This is a genomic window from Streptomyces sp. MGP-P1 (assembly GCF_057766565.1).
The window spans coordinates 1,539,810-1,559,134 of the sequence record NZ_JBYMEM010000001.1; the positions used below are offsets into that span (position 1 = coordinate 1,539,810).

A 19,325-nucleotide genomic window follows, 5' to 3' on the forward strand; every position below is an offset into this window, starting at 1 on the left:
CGTGAGCGCACTCCGGCGCGTGCTCACCTGCCGTCGGTGAGCTGCTCGTCCAGTTCGTCGAAGAGCAGGTCGCCGTGTTCGATCTGCCCGGTGCGGTACGCGGAACGGGCCACCAGGTGCGAGGCCACCGGGCCGGTGAGCATCTGGAAGAAGGCGATGAGACCGAGGGTGGCGAGTTCCATGCCGCCGCGCAGGCGCAGCGCGACCCCGGCCAGGACCAGGATCATGCCGAGGGTCTGCGGCTTGGTCGCCGCGTGGCTGCGGGAGAGGACGTCCGGGAGCCGGATCATGCCGATCACCCCGAGCAGACAGATCGCGGCGCCGACGAGGAGCAGTGCGGCGCCGGCCGTGTCGGCGATCTGGTGCCAGAGATTCATCCCGGGCCCTCCTCGGTGTCGTCGGGGCGCGGGGAGCGGGACGTGTCGCGGGGCCGGTCGCGTACGGCGATGAAGCGGGCGATGCCCACCGAGCCGGTGAACCCGAGGAACGCCAGCACCAGCATGATCGGGAAGTAGAACGGGTCCCGGGCGAACGCCGACTTGGCGGCGAGGCCGGCGATGATCAGGGCTGCGCACACGTCCAGGGAGATGGCCCGGTCCAGCATGGAGGGGCCCCGCCAGATCCGGGCCAGCAGCAGGGCCCCGGCGAGCAGGATCAGGACGACGGCGGCGGTCAGCAGGATGTGGTCGACCTGTTCGGGCGCGGTCATGGTGCGGGTCTCCCTGCGGCGAGCTGGGGCGGTGGCGGGGGTTCGGCGACCCGGGCGATCTCGTCGGGGGTGCCGAACGCCCGTACGGTCAGTTCCTCGATCCGCCACACCTGGCGCCGGGCGGCTTCGAGCTCCTCGGGCCGGTCGGCGTCCAGGACGTGCAGGAAGACCGTGGCGGTGGCCCGGCGCACCTCGATGATGGAGCCGCCGGGGACGTTGGAGACGGCGACGGCGGTGGCCGCGAGCATCAGGTCGCTGCGGCAGCGCAGGGGCACCCCGATCACGGCGGCCCGGTGCGGCAGGCCGGAGAAGATCTGCCGGGTGACCTTCACCCCCGATGTGTACATGTCGCAGACGAGGTAGCCGACCAGGCGCAGGATGCCCCAGAGGTGGAGCCGCAGTCCGAGGTCGACCCGGGGCAGCGGGAAGGCGAGGCAGACGGCGACCGAGACGACCAGGCCGGTGATGACGTTGGCCCAGGTGAGGGTGGACCAGAGCAGCACCCAGATGACGGTGAGCCAGGCGATCAGCGGCAGGTCCAGCACACGTCGGCGGGTGCCGAACTCGCAGCTCAGCGGCGGCAGGTCGGCGTTGCGGAACGAGAGGCGCAGGATGCGTTTCACCGGCCCAGCACCTCCTGGACGTAAGGGGTCCGCCGGAGGATCTCGGCGGCCGTGCGGTCGGTGAAGGCGGTGAGCGGGCCGGCGAACACCGTGAAGGCGAGGCCGATCCCGATGGTCGCCGCGGTGGCCGCGATCATCGGGCGGGGCAGCCGGCTGGTGGTGATGACGGCCCGTCCGTGCAGGGTCGCGGCGACGGCCTGCCCCGCCGGGCGGTGGGCCGGGGCGATGCCCTCGTCACCGGTGCCGCGGATCAGGTCGGGGCCCGCGTCCGCGTCGTCGTCGCTGTCGTCGCCGGACTCCAGGACCGTGCCGGCTGCGGCCTGGCCGGGCGGGGCGGCCCGCCAGAAGGCCAGGTTCCACACCTTGGCGACCACGTACAGCGTCAGCAGGCTGGTGGCCGCCGAGCCCGCGACCAGCAGCCAGGCCCAGCCACCGCCGTCGGCGACGCCGGCGCGCATCAGCCCGAGCTTGCCGATGAAGCCGGACAGCGGGGGGATCCCGGCGAGGTTCATCGCGGGGACGAAGAACAGCACGGCGAGCATCGGCGCGGCCCTGGCCAGCCCGCCGAGCCGGGTCAGCTCCGTGGTGCCGCCCCGGCGTTCGATGAGCCCGGCGACGAGGAACAGGGTCGTCTGGACGGTGATGTGGTGGGCGACGTAAACGATGGCCCCGCCGTACGCCTCGCGGGTGGCGAGGCCGATCCCGAAGACCATGTAACCGATGTGGCTGATCAGGGTGAAGGAGAGCAACCGCTTCAGGTCGGTCTGGGCGACCGCGCCGAGGATGCCGATGACCATCGAGGCCAGCGCGACGGCCATCAGGAGGTCGCCGAGACGGTTGCCGGGGAAGAGCAGGGTCTCGGTGCGGAGCATGCAGTAGACGCCGACCTTGGTGAGCAGTCCGGCGAAGACGGCGGTCACGGGGGCCGGGGCCGTGGGGTAGGAGTCGGGGAGCCACGCGGCGAGGGGGAAGACGGCCGCCTTGATCGCGAAGACGGTCAGCAGAAGCGCCTGGATCAGCGTCTGCACGCCGATGGGGAGGTCGGCCAACCGTCCCGCGAGCTGGCCGAAGTTGGCGGTGCCGGTGGCCGCGTACGTCATGGCGATGGCGGTGAGGAAGAGCATCGAGGAGAACAGCGAGATGATCACGTAGGTGGAGCCCGCCCGCATCCGGGGTCCGGTGCCGCCGAGGGTGAGCAGGACGAAGCTGGCGACCAGCATGATCTCGAAGCCGACGTAGAGGTTGACGAGGTCGCCGGCGAGGAAGGTGCAGGAGACCCCGGCGACGAGGATCAGATAGGCGGGGTGGAAGACGGCGAGCGGGGTCTCCTTGTCCCGGTCGGTCATGCCCTGGCCGAGGGAGTAGACGAGCACGCAGAGCGTGATGGCCGAGGAGACCGTGAGCATCAGCCCGGACAGCCGGTCGGCGACCAGGGTGATGCCGAGCGGCGGGGCGAAGTCGCCGAGGTGGACGGAGAGCGGGCCCTGCCGGTCTGCGGCGATCATGAGGACCACCGAGAGCGCGAGCACGGCGGACAGCACGGCGACGCTGATGAAGCGCTGGAAGCGCCCCAGGCGGGTGCCGAAGGCGAGGCTGAGGCCGGTGGCGCACAGGGGCAGCAGCACGGGCAGCGGGACGAGCGCGTTCATCCGTCGGCTCCTCGGTCGCGGGGGTAGCGGTCGTCCGCCTTGGCGTCGCCGTCACGTGCGTAGTCCTCCGGGTCCGCGCCCAGCACGTCGTTCCACAGGTTGCCGGAGGCGTCGCGGCCCCGGGCCTGGCGGGCGCGGTCGGCGCGGAGCCGGTCGCGGAGCCGGCGGCGCTCCTCCCGGTAGCGTTCGCGCTCCTCGGCGGTGGGTTCGGCCCCCGACCGGAACTGTTCGCGCAACTCGGCGCGTTCGCCGAGCACTTCGGCGCGCAGCACGACGCGGCGGTCCTCCAGGTCGTCGTGGACCTCGTCGGTGCCGGTGATCTGGTGGCTGCGGTAGGCCATGGCCAGCAGGAAGGCGGTGGTGGCCAGGGTGATGACGATGGCGGTCAGCGCGATGGCCTGGGGCAGCGGGTCGGTGACCCGGCTCAGGGACACCCCGTAGAGCAGGGGCGCCGCACCGGCCCGGCCGGTGGAGGAGAGGACCAGCAGGTTGATGCCGTTGCCAAGGATGACGGCGCCGAGCAGGATGCGGGTCAGTGGGCGGGTGAGCATGAGGATGCCGCCGACGGCGCAGAGCACGACGGCGGTGGCGAGAAGCGAGGCGCTGACGGTCATCGGGGGGTCCCTCCCGCCTCGGAGCCGCCTTCGGGGGCGAGGACGCCCGCCGCCCGTTCGATCTGCCGGTCGATCTTGGCGCCGAGGGCCCGCACGATGTCCAGGACGACGCCGAGGACCAGCAGGTAGACGCCGAAGTCGAAGAGGACCGAGGTGCTCAGGTGGTACGCGCCGAAGACCGGTAGGTGTCCGTAGTACGTGAAGGCGTGCAGGACGGTGCCCTCGGCGAGTCCGAGGAGGCCCACGCCGGTGGAGATGAAGAGGCCGAGGCCGGTGAAGAGTCCTGGTTGCAGGGGGGCGGCCTGGGCGAGTTCGAAGCGGCCGCCCGCCAGGTAGCGGGTGATCAGGGCGAGTCCGGCGACGAGTCCCGCGACGAACCCGCCGCCGGGCAGGGACTCGGCGCAGAACAGCAGATAGACCGAGAGCACGAGGATCGGGTGGAACAGCAGCCGGGCCACCACTTCGAAGACGATCGAGCGGTGCTCGGGCGCGAGGGTGGCTCCGGCGGCCAGCCAGCCGCGTTCGGGGGCCGCGTCGTCGCCCTGCGGCAGTCGGGAGGAGTGGTGCGCCGACAGGGACCAGGCGGTACGCCCCCGCAACTCCTCCTGGACCATGGTGCCCTCGCTGCGGCGGTGCAGGTAGATGAGGCTGGTGACGCCGATCGCGGCGGCGGCGAGCACGGCGGACTCCCCCATCGTGTCCCAGGCCCGCAGGTCGACGAGGATGGTGGCCACGACGTCCTTGAGCCCGTGGTCGGCGACCTCCCGGACCATGGCGGCGCCGGCCGGTTCGGCGGTGCGCGCGGCAGCGGCGACCCACATGCCGACGCCGACGGTGGCGGCCGCCGCGAGGGCCGTCGGGATGCGGGCGGCCCGCCGCCAGGTGCTGACGGTCTCGTGGAAGTGGACGGGCATCCGGCGCAGCACCAGCACGAAGACGATCATCGAGACGGTCTCGACGCAGAACTGGGTGAGCGCCAGGTCGGGTGCTCCTTGGACGACGAAGAGCAGGGCGGTGCCGTATCCGGTGAGGCCGGCCAGGACGACGGCCTTCATGCGCCGGCGCACCGTCAGACAGAGCAGGGCGGCGGCGCAGGTCAGGGCGGCCACCGCGCCCTGGAGCGGGTTGTCCCAGAGCCGGGGGCGCACGGCTCCGTTCCAGGGGGTGTCGACCATGAGGACGGTGAGCTGCCCGGCGAGCATGACGAGGAGGGTGGTGGCGAGGTACACGGAGAGGGAGCCGCGCTGGATGAAGCCGGTGACCTGGAGGGCGAGACGTTCCTGCCCGAGCAGGAGATGGCCGAAGACGCTGTCGGCGGTGGGCCAGGCGATCCGGCGGGAGAGCCGGGAGACGTGGGCGCGGCCGAGGAAGAGCACGGCGCCGGCGGCCCAGGCGAGCGCCGACAGGAGCAGCGCGAGGCCGAATCCGTGCCAGAGGGCGAGGTGGTACGGCTTCCCCTCGGCCGGGAACGTGTCGGCGTACGCGCCCAGCAGCCGGTCGGTCCAGCCGACGCCGGGGCCGAGGACCAGGCCGAGGGCGGCGAGCAGGGCGGGCGGGGCGAGGAAGGCCCACCCGACGCGGTGGACGGGGGTGTCGGGGACGCCGGGCTTGCGGGCGAACGCGCCCCAGACGAACCGCAGGCTGTACGCGGTGGTCAGTGCGGAGCCCGCGACGACGACGGCCAGCGCCCACCGGTCGGCGGCGGAGCCGTGCAGCAGCGCCTCGAACGCGGCCTCCTTCGCCGCGAAGCCGAGCAGCGGCGGGAGGGCGGCCATGGAGGCGGCGGCGAGGGCGGCGACACCGGCGACGTACGGCAGGGAGCGGCCGACCCCGGACAGTGCGCGCAGGTCACGGGTGCCGGCCGCGTGGTCGACGATGCCGGTGACGAGGAACAGCGGGGCCTTGAAGAGGGCGTGCCCGAGGATCATCGCGACGGCGGCGAGAGCGGCGTCCCGGTTGCCGGTCCCGGCGAGCAGGGTGAGGAAGCCGAGCTGGCTGACGGTCCCGTAGGCGAGGACGAGCTTGAGGTCGTTCAGGCGCAGCGCCCGCCAGCCGCCGAGCAGCATGGTCGCGCCGCCGAGGACGAGCACGACGGGTTTCCAGACGGGTACGTCGGCGAAGGCGGGGGCGAGCCGGGCGACCAGGTAGACACCGGCCTTGACCATCGCGGCGGCGTGCAGATAGGCGCTGACGGGGGTCGGCGCGGCCATGGCGTTCGGCAGCCACATGGAGAACGGCCAGATCGCGGACTTCGTCAGGGCCCCGCACAGCACGAGGACGACGGCGACGGACACGGCGAGGGTCGTCCCGGGCGGGTCGGCGACGATCGCGGAGATCCGGTAGGTCCCGGCGGCCTGACCGAGGATCAGGAAGCCGACGAGCATGGCGAGGCCGCCGAACGTGGTGACGACGAGGGCCTGGAGGGCGGAGCGGCGGCTGTGCCGGTGTTCGCTGCCGTGGCCGATCAGCAGGTAGGAGAAGACCGTGGTCAGTTCCCAGAACACGTAGAGCGTGATCAGGTCGTCGGCGAGGACGAGGGCGAGCATCGCGCCCGCGAAGGCGAGCAGGTTCCCGGCGAAGCGGCCCAGTTGCGGGGTGTCGTCGGTGAAGTAGGAGGCGCAGTAGAGCAGGACGAGCGCGCCGACCCCGGCGGCGAGCAGCACCATCAGTTCGGCCAGCGCGTCCAGGCGCAGGTCGAGGGCGACGCCGTAGTCCGGGATCCACTGCCAGGACCAGGTGTCCGCCCCTCCGGACGCGGCGGTGCCCCAGCGGGTGAGGGCCCAGACGGTGGCCGCCGCCGGCGGCAGGGCCAGCACGACGAACGCCCGTCGGCCGAGCCGGTGCACCAGCGGGCCCGCGCAGGCCGCGAGCGCGAAGTGGGCGACGATGAGCGCGATCACCGAGGGGTGTCCGGTTCGGGCGGCGGAGCATCCGAGATAAAAGGCACTAAATACAGATATATCTCTCCGGCTCATTCACTCGACCGGCGCGCCGCGCACGTCCCGGCCGCTGTCTCCGGGAGACGCCTCAGCCGTGTCCGGCGCAGGGTCCGCTGTGGTCGCGGTACGGCGTGTTGCCGGTGGCGTCGCAGCCGCGGAGCATCACCCGGGTCTCGTGGCGCGGGGCCGCGCCGCTGGTCGGGCGTGGGCCTCAGGGCAGGACGGCGACCCCGTCGAGCTCGACCATCGCCTGCTCGTCCCAGAGCCTCGCGACGCCGATGACGGCCATCGCCGGGTAGTCGCGCCCCGCGAGCCTGCGCCAGATCCGGCCCAGCTCGGGGGCGTGGGAGCGGTAGTCGGCGATGTCGGTGGCGTAGACGGTGACCCGGGCGAGGTCGGCGGGGGCGCCGCCGGCCGCGTGGAGAGCGGTGAGCAGATTGCCCAGGGCGACGGCGAACTGGTCGGGCAGGGTGGCCCCGACGACCTCTCCTTCCGGGTCGAGTGCGGTCTGGCCGGCGAGGAAGACCAGGTGCCCGCCGGTGGCGACGACGGCATGGCTGAAGCCGGTGGGCGGGGAGAGTTCGGCCGGGTTGATCCGGTGGGACGGACTCATGCGGGCGGCTCCTGGGTGAGACCCGCGGGCTCCACGGGCTCCGGGGCGGCGGGCTGCTGGGCGAGGGACTGCTCGTCACGGGACAGCTGGTCACGGGGCTGTTCGTCAGGGCGCTGCTGGGCGAGGGACTGCCCGTCACGGGACAGCTGGTCACGGGGCTGTTCGTCAGGGCGCTGCTGGGCGAGGGGCTCGGACCGCACGGGCTCGGACCGCTGGGCGGCGCTCGCGTACAGCTCCTTGGCGATGATGGTGCGCTGCACCTCGCTCGCGCCCTCGTAGATCCGCGGCGCGCGGACCTCGCGGTAGAGGTGTTCGAGCAGATGGCCCCGGCGCAGGGCGCGGGCGCCGTGCAGCTGGACGGCGGCGTCGACGACGTACTGCGCGGTCTCGGTGGCGTACAGCTTGGCCATCGCCGCCCGGCGGGGCACACCGCTCTCCCCTGCGTCGTACGCGGCGGCCGCCGCGTACACCAGGAGGCGGGCGGCCTCGGTGCGGGTGGCCATCTCCGCGACCTGGTGCGAGACGGCCTGGAGGTTGCTCAGCGGGCCGCCGAACGCGGTGCGGTGCGCGGTGTGGTCCAGGGTCGCGTCGAGGGCGGCACGGGCCATCCCCACGGCGAACGCCCCGACGCTGGGCCGGAAGAGGTTGAGGGTGTTCATCGCGACGCGGAAGCCCCGGTCGGGCTCGCCGAGCACGTCGTCGGCGGTGACCGGTACGCCGTCGAACTCCAGGGCGCCGATGGGGTGCGGGGAGAGCATGTCGAGGGCGGAGCCGGTGAGTCCTGGGCGGTCGGACGGAACCAGGAACGCGGTGATGCCGCGGGATCCCGCGCCGGGGGTCGTCCGGGCGAAGACCACGGCGAAGTCGGCCTCGGGGGCGTTGGAGATCCAGCACTTCTCGCCGGTGAGCGCCCAGCCGGCCGGGGTGTGTTCGGCGGCCAGGCTCAGGGCCGCCGCGTCGGAACCCGCACCCGGCTCGCTCAGCGCGAAGGCGGCGACGGACCGCCCGGCCCGCACCTCGGGGAGCCAGCGCTCACGGTGGGCGGTGGTGCCCGCCTGGACGATCGGAGTGGTGCCGAGGCCCTGGAGGGCGAGGGCGGTCTCGGCCTCGGCGCAGCCCCGGGCCAGGGATTCGCGCAGCAGGCACAGGTCCAGCGCCCCGGAGCCCAGCATCCGCCCGAGGAGGCCCAGCTCGCCGAGAGCGGCCAGCAGCGGGCGGTTGACGCGCCCGGGCTCCCCCTTCTCCGCCAGCGGGCGCAGTTCCTGCGCGGCGAGGGTGCGGAGCTCCTCGCACCAGGCGGTTTGTTCCGGTTCGAGGGAGAATGCCGTCATGGCGGCGCCTCTCTTGTCGCGTCGTGTCCCGCAGTGTCGTGTCCCGCGTCGCGTCGGGTGCCCGGTCGCGTTGCGTGCCCTGTCGCGTTGGCTGCCCTGTCGCGTTGCGTGGCATTTCGTCGCTTCGTCGCACCGCACGTCATGTCTTATCGCGGACCGTTGACTACCGTCACCCAAACGATACGCTCCAGAGGCGACAAGGGGGCGATCCTTCATGGAGCCGAATTCCTCGCCGAACACGCCCACAGCCGCCGCCGACGCGTCCGTACGCGTCCCCGGCGCGCATCCCGAGCCGTCCGGGCACGCCGCGGGCGCCCACGCGGACACCTTCACGCACGACCATCTCCCGCCGCCGGAGCAGTGGCCGGAGCTCCTCCTGGAGGATCCCGCGCCGCGCTACCCCGACCGGCTGAACTGCGGGCACGAACTGCTGGAGAGGACCGTGGAGGAACGGGGCGCGGACCGCCCCGCGCTGCTCTCCGGCGACGGGAGCGTCTGGAGCTACGGAGAGCTGCGGGAGACCGTGGACCGCATCGCCCATGTGCTGACGGACGACCTGGGCGTCGTGCCGGGCAACCGGGTACTGCTGCGCGGGCCGACGACGCCCTGGCTGGCCGCCTGCTGGCTCGCCGTCATGAAGGCGGGCGCGGTCGCCGTCACCGTACTGGCGCAGGCGCGCGCGACGGAGCTGGCCGCCATCTGCTCGCTGGCGCGGATCGGCCACGCCCTGTGCGACGCCCGGTCGGCGCGGGACCTGGCGGAGGCGGACGTGGAGGGCCTGCGGATCACCCTGTTCGGCGGGGACGCGGCCGGGGACCTGACCCGGCTGGCCGAGGCCAGGACCGGGCCGTACCGGGCCGTGGACACGGCCGCCGACGAAGTCGCGCTCATCGCGTTCACCTCGGGGACCACCGGACGCCCCAAGGGCTGTATGCACCTGCACCGGGACCTCCTGGCCATCGCCGACACCTTCTCCCGGCACGTGCTGCGCCCCTCGGCCGACGACGTGTTCGCGGGCAGTCCGCCGCTGGGCTTCACCTTCGGCCTGGGCGGGCTGCTGGTCTTCCCCCTGCGGGCCGGGGCCTCGACGCTGCTGCTGGAGCAGGCGGGCCCGCGGCAGCTGCTGCCCGCCCTGGCCCGGCACCGTGTCTCGGTGCTGTTCACCGCGCCGACGGCCTACCGCACCATGCTCGGGCAGCTGGACGGCCACGACCTCTCGGCGCTGCGGCGCTGCGTGTCGGCCGGGGAGAACCTCCCCGAGGCGACCTGGCGGGCCTGGTACGAGGCGACGGGGCTGCGCATCATCAACGGCATCGGGGCCACCGAACTGCTGCACATCTTCATCTCCGCCGCCGACGAAGCGATCCGGCCGGGCACCACCGGGGTGCCCGTGCCGGGGTGGCAGGCCCGGGTGGTGGACGAGCGCGGGGAAGAACTGCCCGACGGCGAGGCGGGGCTGCTGGCCGTGCGCGGTCCGGTCGGCTGCCGCTATCTCTCCGACCCCCGGCAGACGGAGTACGTCCGGCACGGCTGGAACATGACCGGCGACACCTTCGTCCGCGAACCGGACGGCTACTTTCGCTACGTGTCCCGCGCCGACGACATGATCATCTCCTCCGGCTACAACATCGCGGGCCCCGAGGTGGAGGACGCCCTGCTGCGCCATCCGGAGGTCGCGGAGGCCGCCGTGGTGGGCCGGGCGGACGAACTGCGGGGCGAGATCGTGGTGGCGCACGTGGTGCTGACGGAAGGCTCGGAGCAGACCGCGGACTCGCTGCGCGCCCACATGAAGGCCAACCTGGCCCCGCACAAGTGCCCGCGGGTCTTCGTCTTCCAGGCGTCCCTGCCCCGGACGGCCACCGGAAAACTCCAGCGGTTCCTGCTGCGGGACCAGCACCTCTGAGGCCTCTCGTCCGGATCATGCCGGGCTCGGGACCTGTTCCCAACGAAAGACCCTAGAGTGATCACGTGGCCGAGTTGCGCACCCCCCGTTCCCTGATCGTCACGCTCTACGGCGCCTACGGCCGCCCGCCGGACGGGGCACCGTTCGCGGTGTCGGAGCTGATCCGTCTGCTGCACGCCGTGGGCGTCGACGCCCCTTCCGTACGCTCGTGCGTCTCGCGGCTGAAGCGGCGCGGACTGCTGGTGGCCGCCCGTGCGGCGGACGGTTCGGCGGGGTACGCGCTGTCGCCGGACGCCCGGCAACTGCTGGACGACGGGGACCGGAGGATCTACGGGCGGCCCGGACCGCGGCTCTCCGACGGCTGGGTGCTCGCGGTGTTCTCCGTGCCCGAGGCGGAGCGCGACAAGCGCCATCTGCTGCGCTCCCGGCTGGCCCGGCTCGGTTTCGGCACGGCCGCGCCCGGGGTGTGGATCGCGCCGGCCGGGCTGTACGAGGAGACCCGGCACACCCTGGAGCGGCTCGGACTCGCCCCGTACGTGGAGCTGTTCCGCGGCGAGCACCTCGGTTTCGCCGCCACCCGCGAGGTGGTGGCCCGCTGGTGGGACCTGCCGGCGGTGGCGCGGCTGCACCACGAGTTCCTGGAGCTGCACGAGCCGGTGCTGCGGGACTGGGACGGGGCCGGGGACACCGACGACGCACCCCGCCCGCAGACCGCCTACCGGGACTATCTGCTGGCCCTGGACTCGTGGCGGCGACTCCCCTACGCGGACCCGGGGCTGCCGTCGGAACTGCTGCCCGGGGACTGGCCGGGCGGGCGGTCGGCGGAGGTGTTCGGCCGGCTGCACGAACGGCTGCGGGACGCCGGGGAGCGGTACGTGCGACCGTGACCCCGCCGGGGTGAAATCCAGGTGCCCCGGGCCCCGGCCCCCGGGCAGGATGAGGCATGACCTGGACCTTCACGAACGACGTCGCCACGTTCCTCGCCGCGGCCGGCGCGTCGCTCGCCGCACGTCCCGTCCAGCACACGGTGGCGCTGACCGTCACCGAGCGGCTGGGACGTGCGGGCCCGCACCACTACGGCGGGGGCGATCCGGTGCTCGGCTGGTGGCGCGGGGCGGACGGGGCGGTGGCGGGGACCGTGCTGCGCACGCCGCCGCATCCCGCGCTGCTGAACGCCGTGCCGGCCGAGGCGGTGGGCCCGCTGGCCGAAGCCCTGGCAGCAGGCCCGGATCTGGACGCCGTCAACGCGGACCGGGACACCGCGGCGCTGCTGGCCGCCCGGCTCCCCGGCTACCGGACCGAGCAGGAGCAGCGGCTGTACCGGCTGGGCCCGCCGGGTCCGCCCTCCCCCGCGCCGGAGGGCCGGGCCAGGGCGGCGACGCCGGCGGACCGGGCGCTGCTCGTGGAGTGGGTGCGCGGTTTCGCCGAGGCGACCGGGCAGTCGAAGTCCTCGGCCGAGTGGCTGGTGGACGAGGGCACGGAACGCGGGGCGCTCACCCTCTGGGAGAGCGGCGGGGCCCCGGTGGCTCTCGCGGGGCGCTCCCGGATGCTGGCCGGCACGGTGCGGGTGACCTTGGTGTACACCCCGCCGGAGCTACGCGGCCGGGGGTACGCGGCCGCCGTGACCGACGAGGCCGGGCGGGCGGCGCGGGAGGCCGGCGCTGCGGAGGTCGTGCTGTTCACCGACCTCGCCGACCCGACGAGCAACGGCGTGTATCTGCGCATCGGCTACGAACCGGTGGCGGACCGGCTGCTGTTGAGGCGGAAGCCGTGAACGCGGAGCCCGCGTCGGCGGAGCCCGTGGCCGAGGAGCCCCTGACCGTTCCCATGGCTGCGGAGCACGTGACGGCGGAGCCGCTGTGGCTCGTCGCCGCGAACGTGGTGCGCCGGCGGCGCTACGGCGACGGCGGGCAGGAGCTGAGGCCCGGGACCAAGTCGTACCGGGGCGGGTCGAAGGTGCACGTCGTCGGCGCCTACGGGGGCATGGGGCACGAGCAGTTGACCACCGTCGGGCGCGGCCGGCACACCGGGGCCTACATCACCATCGACATGGCGACCCGCAACCTCCACACCTTCCGGGCCGTCGCGGTGCACAGCCCGGCGGTGCTGCGCCGCGTGGCGGCGCTGGGCGTCGACGGGTCATGGGCCACGCGGGACCACGCCGAGGGGCTGGCCGCCCTGCTGGCCCGCCTGGCCCCGCGGTACCGCGAGGAGCACGGGGGCGGTGTGCCGCACCCCGTCCCCTGCCGGTGCCACGGCTGCCTCAGCCCAGCGTGAGCCGGGGCTTGGGTCCGTCGGTGCGGCCGGTGGGCGGGGGGCGGCTGCCCGCGCCGTACGGAAGGGGCCAGGGAGCACCGGGGCCGCTGTAGCCCTGTTCGGCCGCCGCGTGCAGGGTCCAGTGCGGGTCGTACAGATGCGGGCGGGCCAGGGCGCAGAGGTCGGCGCGGCCCGCCAGGAGCAGGGAGTTGACGTCGTCCCAGGAGGAGATCGCGCCGACGGCGATGACCGGGACGTCGATGGTGTTGCGGATCCGGTCGGCGTACGGGGTCTGGTAGGAGCGGCCGTACTCGGGGCGCTCCTCGGCCACGACCTGGCCGGTGGAGACGTCGATAGCGTCGGCCCCGTGGTCGGCGAAGGCGCGGGCGATCGTGACGGCGTCCTCGGCGTCGGTGCCGCCCTCGGCCCAGTCGGTGGCCGAGATCCGCACGGTCATCGGCCTCTCCCGCGGCCAGACTTCGCGGACGGCGTCGAAGACCTCCAGGGGGAAGCGGAGCCGCCCGGCCAGTGCCCCGCCGTGGGCGTCGGTGCGGCGGTTGGTGAGCGGGGAGAGGAAGCCGGAGAGCAAGTAGCCATGGGCGCAGTGGAGTTCGAGGAGGTCGAAGCCGGAGTCGGCGGCGCGCCGGGCGGCCGCCACGAACTGCTCCCGCACGGCGTCCAGTCCGGCCCGGTCCAGCTCCGCGGGGACCTGGCTGACGCCGGGTTCGTACGGGAGCGGGGAGGCGGCCGTCAGCGGCCAGTTGCCGCCCTCCAGGGGCTGGTCGATCCCCTCCCACATCAGCTTCGTGGAGCCCTTGCGGCCGGAGTGGCCGAGCTGCACGCCGATGGCGGCCCCGGGCGCGGAGGTGTGGACGAAGTCGGTGATCCGCCGCCAGGCGGCGGCCTGTTCGTCGTTCCACAGACCCGTGCAGCCGGGGGTGATGCGGCCTTCGGGGCTGACGCAGACCATCTCGGTCATGGTGAGTCCCGCGCCGCCGAGCGCCCGGGCCCCGAGGTGGACGAGGTGGAAGTCGGCGGGCAGCCCGTCGACGGCTGCGTACATGTCCATGGGCGAGACGACGACGCGGTTGCGCAGTTCGAGGCCGCGCAGGCGCAGGGGGGTGAACATCGGCGGGGTGCCCGGCGGACAGCCGAACTCCTCCTCGACGGCGGCGGTGAACGAGGCGTCGCGCAGCCGGAGGTTGTCGTGGGTGACCCGGCGGCTGCGGGTGAGGAGGTTGAACGCGAAGCGGCGGGGCGGCTGGTCCACGTAGGCGGCCAGCTCCTCGAACCAGCGCAGGCTGGCCGCGGCGGCGCGCTGGGTGGAGGCGACGACGGGGCGGCGCTCGGCCTCGTACGCGGCGAGGGCCGTCGGCAGGTCCGGCTGCTCCTCGACGCAGGCGGCCAGCGCGAGGGCGTCCTCGACGGCGAGCTTGGTGCCGGAGCCGATGGAGAAGTGGGCGGTGTGGGCGGCGTCGCCGATGAGCACGGTGTTGCCGTGGGACCAGCGGGAGTTGGCGACCGTACGGAAGGCGAGCCAGGAGGACCTGTTGCCGCGCAGCGGGCGGCCGTCCAGCGCTTCGGTGAAGAACTTGGCGCAGCGGGCGGTGGATTCGGCCGCGTCGCAGAGGTCGAGCCCGGCGGCGCGCCACACCTCCTCGCGCATCTCGACGATGACGGTGGAGGCGTCCGCCGCGTACGGGTAGCCGTGCAACTGCATGACACCGTAAGGGGTTTCGGCGATCTCGAAGCGGAAGGCGTCGAGCGCGAAGTCGGCGGCGAGCCAGATGTAGCGGTTGCGGTGCTCGGTGACGCTCGGGCCGAAGGAGCCGGCGTGGGCCGCGCGGGTGGCGCTGTGCACCCCGTCGGCGGCGATGACCAGGTCGTGGTGGGCGGCGAGCTCGGCGGCGGGCGGGGCCAGGACGCGGAAGCGGAGGTCGACGCCGAGGCCGGCACAGCGCTCGTGCAGGATCTCCAGGAGCCGGCGGCGGCCGAGGGCGGCGAAGCCGTGGCCGCCGGAGGTGTGGGTCCGGCCCCGGTGGACGATGTCGATGGTGTCCCAGCGGACGAACTCGGCTCTCAGCGACCGGTACACCTCGGGGTCGGCGTGTTCGATGCCACCCAGGGTCTCGTCGGAGAGGACGACGCCGAAGCCGAAGGTGTCGTCGGGGGCGTTGCGCTCGAAGACGGTGACGGCGCGGTCCGGGTCGAGCCGCTTGAGGAGGGCGGCGGCGTAGAGCCCGCCGGGGCCGCCGCCGACGACCGCGATCCGGCCCACGGACGAGGAGCCCCGGCGGGGCCCGGCCCCCGCGTCAGGGTGCCGGGCCGCCTCGGGGGCGGGCACGGCTACCTCCCCTGCCATTTCGGCGGCCGCTTCTCGGTGAAGGCGGCGTGGAACTCGGCGTAGTCCTCGCCGTGCATCAGGAGGGCCTGGGTGTTGGCGTCCAGCTCGACGGAGGCGGCGAGCGGCATGTCCAGCTCGGCGGTGAGCAGGGCCTTGGTCTGGGCGAGCGCGAGGGCCGGGCCGTCGGCGAGGCGGCGGGCCAGCTCGGCGGCGCGCTGGTCGGCCTCGCCTTCCTCGGCCAGCTCGCTGATCAGCCCGATGCGCTCCGCCTCCGGGGCGCGGACGGCGTCCCCGAGCATCAGGAGCCGGGTGGCGTGGCCGAGGCCGACGACCCGGGGCAGCAGATAGGCCGCGCCCATGTCGCCGCCGGAGAGGCCGACCCGGGTGAAGAGGAAGGAGAAACGGGCCGACGGGTCGGCGACGCGGAAGTCCGCCGCCAGGGCCAGCACGGCTCCGGCCCCGGCGGCGACGCCGTGGACGGCGGCGACGACGGGGAAGGGGCACTCCCGCAGGGCGCGGACGACCTGGCCGGTCATCCGGTTGAAGTCGAGGAGCTGTGCGGTGTCCATGGCCAGGGTGGCGCCGATGATCTCGTCGACGTCGCCGCCGGAGCAGAAGCCGCGCCCCTCGCCGGCGAGGACGAGGGCGCGGACGGAACGTTCCCGGGAGAGCTCGGCGAGGAGGTCGCGCAGATCCGCGTAGGCGCCGAAGGTGAGCGCGTTAAGTTTTTCGGGGCGGGCGAATGTGACGGTGGCCACACCGTCGTCCCGGGTCAGCCGCAGATGACGCCATTCCTCGGTGCTCGGGGCCGAGCTGGGAAACGGGCTCATGGAGGGGTCCCCTTCAGCGATCGGGCTGGTGCCGGCCGTGCGCGGGTCGCGTTCCGCCTCCGAAGTTATCACCCTTGCGTGACCGTCGTCACGAGATCGCTATACAGCATCCATGAGACCGTTGTGGCGAAAGTCCCCTTTGCTCCGGCCGACCGCCTCTATGGCTTGACCGGAGCGGTTCGTAAGGTGGAAACCAGGAAGTCCCGACACGAGTACCGCGTGAACCCCACAAGTCGAGACCTCCCGCTTCGAGGAAGACCCGCTCCCGAACGGAAGCCCCGCCGTGCCGCCCGATGTTCCCGTCCCCGCCTCCTGGCGCATCGCCCTGCCGCACTCCACCGCGGCCGTGCCGATCGCCCGCGCTCTCATCCGTACGGCGCTGTCGGACATCGACGCCCCGGCCGACAGCGACACCGCCGAACTGCTGACCGCCGAGCTGGTGGCCAACGCGGTCGAGCACACCCTGGGCGGTGAGCCCATCGAGCTGGTCGTGGAGCTGCTGCCCACCGGCTGCCAGGTCGAGGTGCACGACCGCGACCCCGCCCCGCCGGGCGATCTGTCCCGGCCGCAGCCGGGCTGGGAGGTCGACCCCTGGCAGGAGCACGGTCGCGGCCTGCTGCTGATCCGGACCCTCAGCTCCGCGTGCGGTCACCGCACCACGGAGCACGGCAAGGCCGTCTGGTTCACGCTTCCGGCGATACCGGCGCAGCCGGGCCCGTCCCCGGGGAGCTGACCAGCCGGGAGCGCTTGCGCCCGTAACCGGCGTACAGCAGCGACCCGACGGCGAGGAAGACCGCGAACTGGACCCAGGTCGTCCAGCCGGTCCCGTACATCAGATACAGGCAGAACGCGACGCCCAGCACCGGGCTCACCGGGTAGAGCGGCACCCGGAAGGTCCGCTTCAGCTCGGGGGCGCTCCGCCGGAGCACCACCACCGCGACATTGACGGCGACCATCGTGGCGAGCGTGCCGATGGTCGTCAGGTTCACGACGACGTCGAGCGGGACGAACGCGGCCGGGACCGCGAAGACGCAGGCCACGATCCAGGTGTTGGCGACCGGGGTGTGGGTCTTGGGAGAGACCCGCTCGAAGACGCGCGGGATGAGCCCGTCGCGGGACATCGACATCAGGATGCGGGTCTGCCCGTACATCACGGCGAGCACCACCGAGGCGATGGCGACGACCGCGCCGAAGGCGACGATGCCGCCGCCGACCGCGGAGTCGGTCACCTGGTTGACGGCGATGGAGAGGGCCGCGCTCTCGTTGGCGACGGCGTCCGAGCCGATCGCGCCGATGGCCGAGAGCGCCACCGCGCAGTAGAGCAGGGTGACGACGCCGATGCAGATCAGGATGGCGAGGGGGATGTTCCGCCGGGGGTTCTTGACCTCTTCGCCCGCGGTGGTGATGGCGTCGAAGCCGATGTAGGAGAAGAACGCCAGCGAGGCGCCGGCGGTGATCCCGCCGAGCCCGTGGGTCGCGAACGGCATGAGGTTGTCGTCCTGGAACGCGCTGAACGCCACGGCGCAGAACGCGACCAGGATGCCGATCTTGAGGATCGCCATGGCGGCGGTCGCGGTGGCACTCTCCCGGACACCGCGCACCAGCAGTGCGGCGGCCATGGCGATCACGACGATCGCGGGCAGATTGACCACACCGCCTTCGGCGGGGCCGGCGGACAGGGCCTCGGGGAGTCGCAGGCCGATCACGCTGTTCAGCAGCTCGTTGACGTACTGGCTCCAGCCCACCGCGACGGCGGAGACCGACACGCCGTACTCCAGCAGCAGGCACCAGCCGACGAGGAAGGCGGTGCGCTCGCCGAGCGCCGCGTACGCGAAGGAGTACGAGCTTCCGGATACCGGGATGGCGCTGCCCAGCTCCGCGAAGGACAGCGCGGTGAAGATGCAGGTGATCGCCGCGAGGACGAACGACATCACGACGGCGGGACCGGCCTCGGCCACACTGTCGGACAGCCCGACGAAGATGCCGGTGCCGACGATCGCGCCGACCCCGAAGCAGACGAGCTGGAAGAGGCCCATCGTGCGCTTGAGGCCGTGGCCCTCCAGGTCGCCGCCGGACTCGGCGATGAGCTGATCGGGGCTCTTGCGGCGCAGCCCCGGCTTCGAGGGGCCGGGGGGCTGCGGGGTGCCGGAATGCGGCAGACCGGTGCTCATGCGGGACGTTCTCATCTCTGGTGGTGCAGTGGGGGGACGTCTCCCGGTGCGCACGGCGGCCGTGGGGGCCGCGGGCGGCACATGGGAAGGGGGTCCGGGCATCGCGAGCCCGAACCCCACCAAGAGGCGACATCGTAGCCACCACCGCGCATGTTCACCCAATCGGGTGTATGAGCATGCGAACCCCTGCTCCGTACCCGTACTCGTACCCGTACCCGTACCGGGGGACTACTTCCCCGCGAGCGTCGCCACCAGCACGGCCTTGATCGTGTGCATCCGGTTCTCCGCCTGGTCGAAGACGACCGAGTGGGCGGACTCGAAGACCTCGTCGCTGACCTCCAGCTCGGTCAGCCCGTACCGGGCGTGGATGTCCCGGCCGACCTGGGTGCCGAGGTCGTGGAAGGCGGGCAGGCAGTGCAGGAACTTGACGGCCGGGTTGCCGGTGGCCCGCAGGACGTCCATCGTCACGGCGTAGGGACCGAGGGCGGCGATGCGCTCGGCCCACACCTCCTTGGGCTCCCCCATGGAGACCCAGACGTCGGTGGCGACGAAGTCGGCGCCCCGGACACCCTCGGCGACGTCGCCGGTGAGGGTGATCGTCGCGCCGCTGACCTCGGCGAGCTCCCGGGCCCGCGCCACGACGGCCTCGGCCGGCCAGTACGCCTCGGGGGCGACGATCCTGACGTCAAGGCCGAGCAGGGCTCCGGTGATCAGGTAGGAGTTGCCCATGTTGAAGCGGGCGTCGCCGAGGTAGGCGAAGGCCGTCTCCCCGACGGGCCCCTCGCTCCACTCGGTCATGGTGAGCACGTCGGCGAGCATCTGGGTGGGGTGCCAGTCGTCCGTGAGCCCGTTGAAGACCGGCACCCCGCCGTAAGCGGCCAGCTCTTCGACGGCCTGCTGGCTGTCGCCCCGGTACTCGATCCCGTCGAACATCCGGCCGAGCACCCGGGCGGTGTCCCTGACGGACTCCTTGTGACCCATCTGGGAGCCCGCCGGGTCGAGGTAGGTGGTGGAGGCGCCCTGGTCGGCCGCGGCGACCTCGAACGCGCAGCGCGTCCGGGTCGAGGTCTTCTCGAAGATCAGCGCGATGTTCTTCCCGCGCAGCCGCTGGACCTCGACCCCGGCCTTCTTGGCCGCCTTGAGCTCGGCGGCCAGGGAGACCAGGCCGAGGAACTCCTCGGAGGTGAAGTCCAGCTCCTTGAGGAAGTGGCGGCCGGTGAGGTCTATGGCCATGATGACTGCTCCTGGGTCGGACGGGGATCGGCAGCACTGCGCACGGGCAGAACTGGAAGTCTATACGATTACCCGCATCTCTATACAGGATCGGGGCTCGCGGTCCGCAC

Annotated in this window: 17 protein-coding genes; 5 read left to right on the forward strand and 12 right to left on the reverse strand. The window is 73.0% G+C overall.

What is annotated here, in order from left to right; all coding sequences use genetic code 11:
• Positions 1-23: 23 nt before the first annotated feature.
• The 8 genes from mnhG to AC3CH1_RS06815 all read right to left on the reverse strand — a co-directional run bounded on the left by mnhG (position 24) and on the right by AC3CH1_RS06815 (position 8,478).
• Entirely contained in the window at positions 24-377 is a 354-nt protein-coding gene (mnhG, locus tag AC3CH1_RS06780) for a monovalent cation/H(+) antiporter subunit G (RefSeq protein ID WP_488462030.1), read from the reverse strand.
• Positions 374-709, reverse strand: a complete 336-nt coding sequence (locus AC3CH1_RS06785) for an MrpF/PhaF family protein (protein WP_488462031.1) — start codon at positions 707-709, stop codon at positions 374-376. The genes mnhG and AC3CH1_RS06785 overlap by 4 nt, the downstream gene beginning before the upstream one ends.
• Positions 706-1,332, reverse strand: a complete 627-nt coding sequence (locus tag AC3CH1_RS06790; protein WP_488462032.1) for a Na+/H+ antiporter subunit E — start codon at positions 1,330-1,332, stop codon at positions 706-708. Before AC3CH1_RS06790 ends, AC3CH1_RS06785 begins: the two co-directional genes overlap by 4 nt.
• Positions 1,329-2,981 carry a Na+/H+ antiporter subunit D gene (locus AC3CH1_RS06795; RefSeq protein WP_488462033.1) on the reverse strand — a complete coding sequence of 551 codons (1,653 nt, stop codon included), beginning with the start codon at positions 2,979-2,981 and terminating at the stop codon, positions 1,329-1,331. The genes AC3CH1_RS06790 and AC3CH1_RS06795 overlap by 4 nt, the downstream gene beginning before the upstream one ends.
• Positions 2,978-3,595, reverse strand: a complete 618-nt coding sequence (locus tag AC3CH1_RS06800; RefSeq protein WP_488462034.1) for a Na(+)/H(+) antiporter subunit C — start codon at positions 3,593-3,595, stop codon at positions 2,978-2,980. Before AC3CH1_RS06800 ends, AC3CH1_RS06795 begins: the two co-directional genes overlap by 4 nt.
• Positions 3,592-6,495, reverse strand: a complete 2,904-nt coding sequence (locus AC3CH1_RS06805) for a Na+/H+ antiporter subunit A (protein ID WP_488462035.1) — start codon at positions 6,493-6,495, stop codon at positions 3,592-3,594. Before AC3CH1_RS06805 ends, AC3CH1_RS06800 begins: the two co-directional genes overlap by 4 nt.
• 250 nt (positions 6,496-6,745) lie before the next feature.
• On the reverse strand, positions 6,746-7,147 hold the full coding sequence (locus AC3CH1_RS06810; RefSeq protein WP_488462036.1) for a RidA family protein: 402 nt from the start codon (positions 7,145-7,147) through the stop codon (positions 6,746-6,748).
• Positions 7,144-8,478 (reverse strand): acyl-CoA dehydrogenase family protein, encoded by a 1,335-nt coding sequence (locus AC3CH1_RS06815; RefSeq protein WP_488462037.1) that lies wholly within the window; start codon positions 8,476-8,478, stop codon positions 7,144-7,146. The genes AC3CH1_RS06810 and AC3CH1_RS06815 overlap by 4 nt, the downstream gene beginning before the upstream one ends.
• A gap of 214 nt (positions 8,479-8,692) precedes the next feature.
• Between AC3CH1_RS06815 and AC3CH1_RS06820 the strand changes: the two genes are divergently transcribed.
• From AC3CH1_RS06820 to AC3CH1_RS06835, 4 genes are all read left to right on the forward strand, one after another.
• Entirely contained in the window at positions 8,693-10,381 is a 1,689-nt protein-coding gene (locus tag AC3CH1_RS06820; RefSeq protein WP_488462038.1) for an AMP-binding protein, read from the forward strand.
• Between the two features lie 65 nt (positions 10,382-10,446).
• Positions 10,447-11,268 (forward strand): PaaX family transcriptional regulator, encoded by an 822-nt coding sequence (locus AC3CH1_RS06825; RefSeq protein WP_488462039.1) that lies wholly within the window; start codon positions 10,447-10,449, stop codon positions 11,266-11,268.
• A gap of 56 nt (positions 11,269-11,324) precedes the next feature.
• Positions 11,325-12,155 carry a GNAT family N-acetyltransferase gene (locus tag AC3CH1_RS06830; RefSeq protein ID WP_488462040.1) on the forward strand — a complete coding sequence of 277 codons (831 nt, stop codon included), beginning with the start codon at positions 11,325-11,327 and terminating at the stop codon, positions 12,153-12,155.
• 53 nt (positions 12,156-12,208) lie between these two features.
• Complete coding sequence (locus AC3CH1_RS06835) at positions 12,209-12,658, forward strand: hypothetical protein (protein ID WP_488462167.1); 450 nt, start codon at positions 12,209-12,211, stop codon at positions 12,656-12,658.
• Here the strand turns inward: AC3CH1_RS06835 and AC3CH1_RS06840 are convergent.
• A complete protein-coding gene (locus AC3CH1_RS06840; protein WP_488462041.1) occupies positions 12,645-14,999 on the reverse strand; it encodes a bifunctional salicylyl-CoA 5-hydroxylase/oxidoreductase in 2,355 nt (784 codons plus the stop codon). The two genes, AC3CH1_RS06835 and AC3CH1_RS06840, sit on opposite strands and share 14 nt — an antisense overlap.
• On the reverse strand, positions 14,984-15,811 hold the full coding sequence (locus AC3CH1_RS06845) for an enoyl-CoA hydratase family protein (protein ID WP_488462042.1): 828 nt from the start codon (positions 15,809-15,811) through the stop codon (positions 14,984-14,986). The genes AC3CH1_RS06840 and AC3CH1_RS06845 overlap by 16 nt, the downstream gene beginning before the upstream one ends.
• A gap of 283 nt (positions 15,812-16,094) precedes the next feature.
• Between AC3CH1_RS06845 and AC3CH1_RS06850 the strand changes: the two genes are divergently transcribed.
• Positions 16,095-16,544, forward strand: coding sequence for an ATP-binding protein (locus AC3CH1_RS06850; protein WP_488462043.1), 450 nt, complete (start codon positions 16,095-16,097; stop codon positions 16,542-16,544).
• Here AC3CH1_RS06850 and AC3CH1_RS06855 read toward each other — a convergent pair.
• Positions 16,495-17,982: an amino acid permease gene (locus AC3CH1_RS06855; RefSeq protein ID WP_488462044.1), complete on the reverse strand. Its 1,488-nt coding sequence runs from the start codon at positions 17,980-17,982 to the stop codon at positions 16,495-16,497. The genes AC3CH1_RS06850 and AC3CH1_RS06855 overlap by 50 nt on opposite strands.
• 228 nt (positions 17,983-18,210) lie before the next feature.
• The gene (gene argF / locus AC3CH1_RS06860; protein WP_488462045.1) at positions 18,211-19,215 is read right to left on the reverse strand and encodes an ornithine carbamoyltransferase; all 1,005 of its coding nucleotides are present in this window, start codon (positions 19,213-19,215) and stop codon (positions 18,211-18,213) included.
• Between the last annotated feature and the right edge of the window lie 110 nt (positions 19,216-19,325).

Bases quoted from the DNA above. Each gene is read 5' to 3' on its own strand.
- argF (WP_488462045.1), bottom strand. From the start codon at position 19,215: ATGGCCATAGACCTCACCGGCCGCCACTTCCTCAAGGAGCTGGACTTC.
- AC3CH1_RS06810 (WP_488462036.1), bottom strand. From the start codon at position 7,147: ATGAGTCCGTCCCACCGGATCAACCCGGCCGAACTCTCCCCGCCCACC.
- AC3CH1_RS06835 (WP_488462167.1), top strand. From the start codon at position 12,209: ATGGCTGCGGAGCACGTGACGGCGGAGCCGCTGTGGCTCGTCGCCGCG.
- AC3CH1_RS06845 (WP_488462042.1), bottom strand. From the start codon at position 15,811: ATGAGCCCGTTTCCCAGCTCGGCCCCGAGCACCGAGGAATGGCGTCAT.
- AC3CH1_RS06815 (WP_488462037.1), bottom strand. From the start codon at position 8,478: ATGACGGCATTCTCCCTCGAACCGGAACAAACCGCCTGGTGCGAGGAG.
- AC3CH1_RS06795 (WP_488462033.1), bottom strand. From the start codon at position 2,981: ATGAACGCGCTCGTCCCGCTGCCCGTGCTGCTGCCCCTGTGCGCCACC.
- AC3CH1_RS06830 (WP_488462040.1), top strand. From the start codon at position 11,325: ATGACCTGGACCTTCACGAACGACGTCGCCACGTTCCTCGCCGCGGCC.
- AC3CH1_RS06855 (WP_488462044.1), bottom strand. From the start codon at position 17,982: ATGAGCACCGGTCTGCCGCATTCCGGCACCCCGCAGCCCCCCGGCCCC.
- AC3CH1_RS06840 (WP_488462041.1), bottom strand. From the start codon at position 14,999: ATGGCAGGGGAGGTAGCCGTGCCCGCCCCCGAGGCGGCCCGGCACCCT.
- mnhG (WP_488462030.1), bottom strand. From the start codon at position 377: ATGAATCTCTGGCACCAGATCGCCGACACGGCCGGCGCCGCACTGCTC.
- AC3CH1_RS06785 (WP_488462031.1), bottom strand. From the start codon at position 709: ATGACCGCGCCCGAACAGGTCGACCACATCCTGCTGACCGCCGCCGTC.
- AC3CH1_RS06820 (WP_488462038.1), top strand. From the start codon at position 8,693: ATGGAGCCGAATTCCTCGCCGAACACGCCCACAGCCGCCGCCGACGCG.
- AC3CH1_RS06800 (WP_488462034.1), bottom strand. From the start codon at position 3,595: ATGACCGTCAGCGCCTCGCTTCTCGCCACCGCCGTCGTGCTCTGCGCC.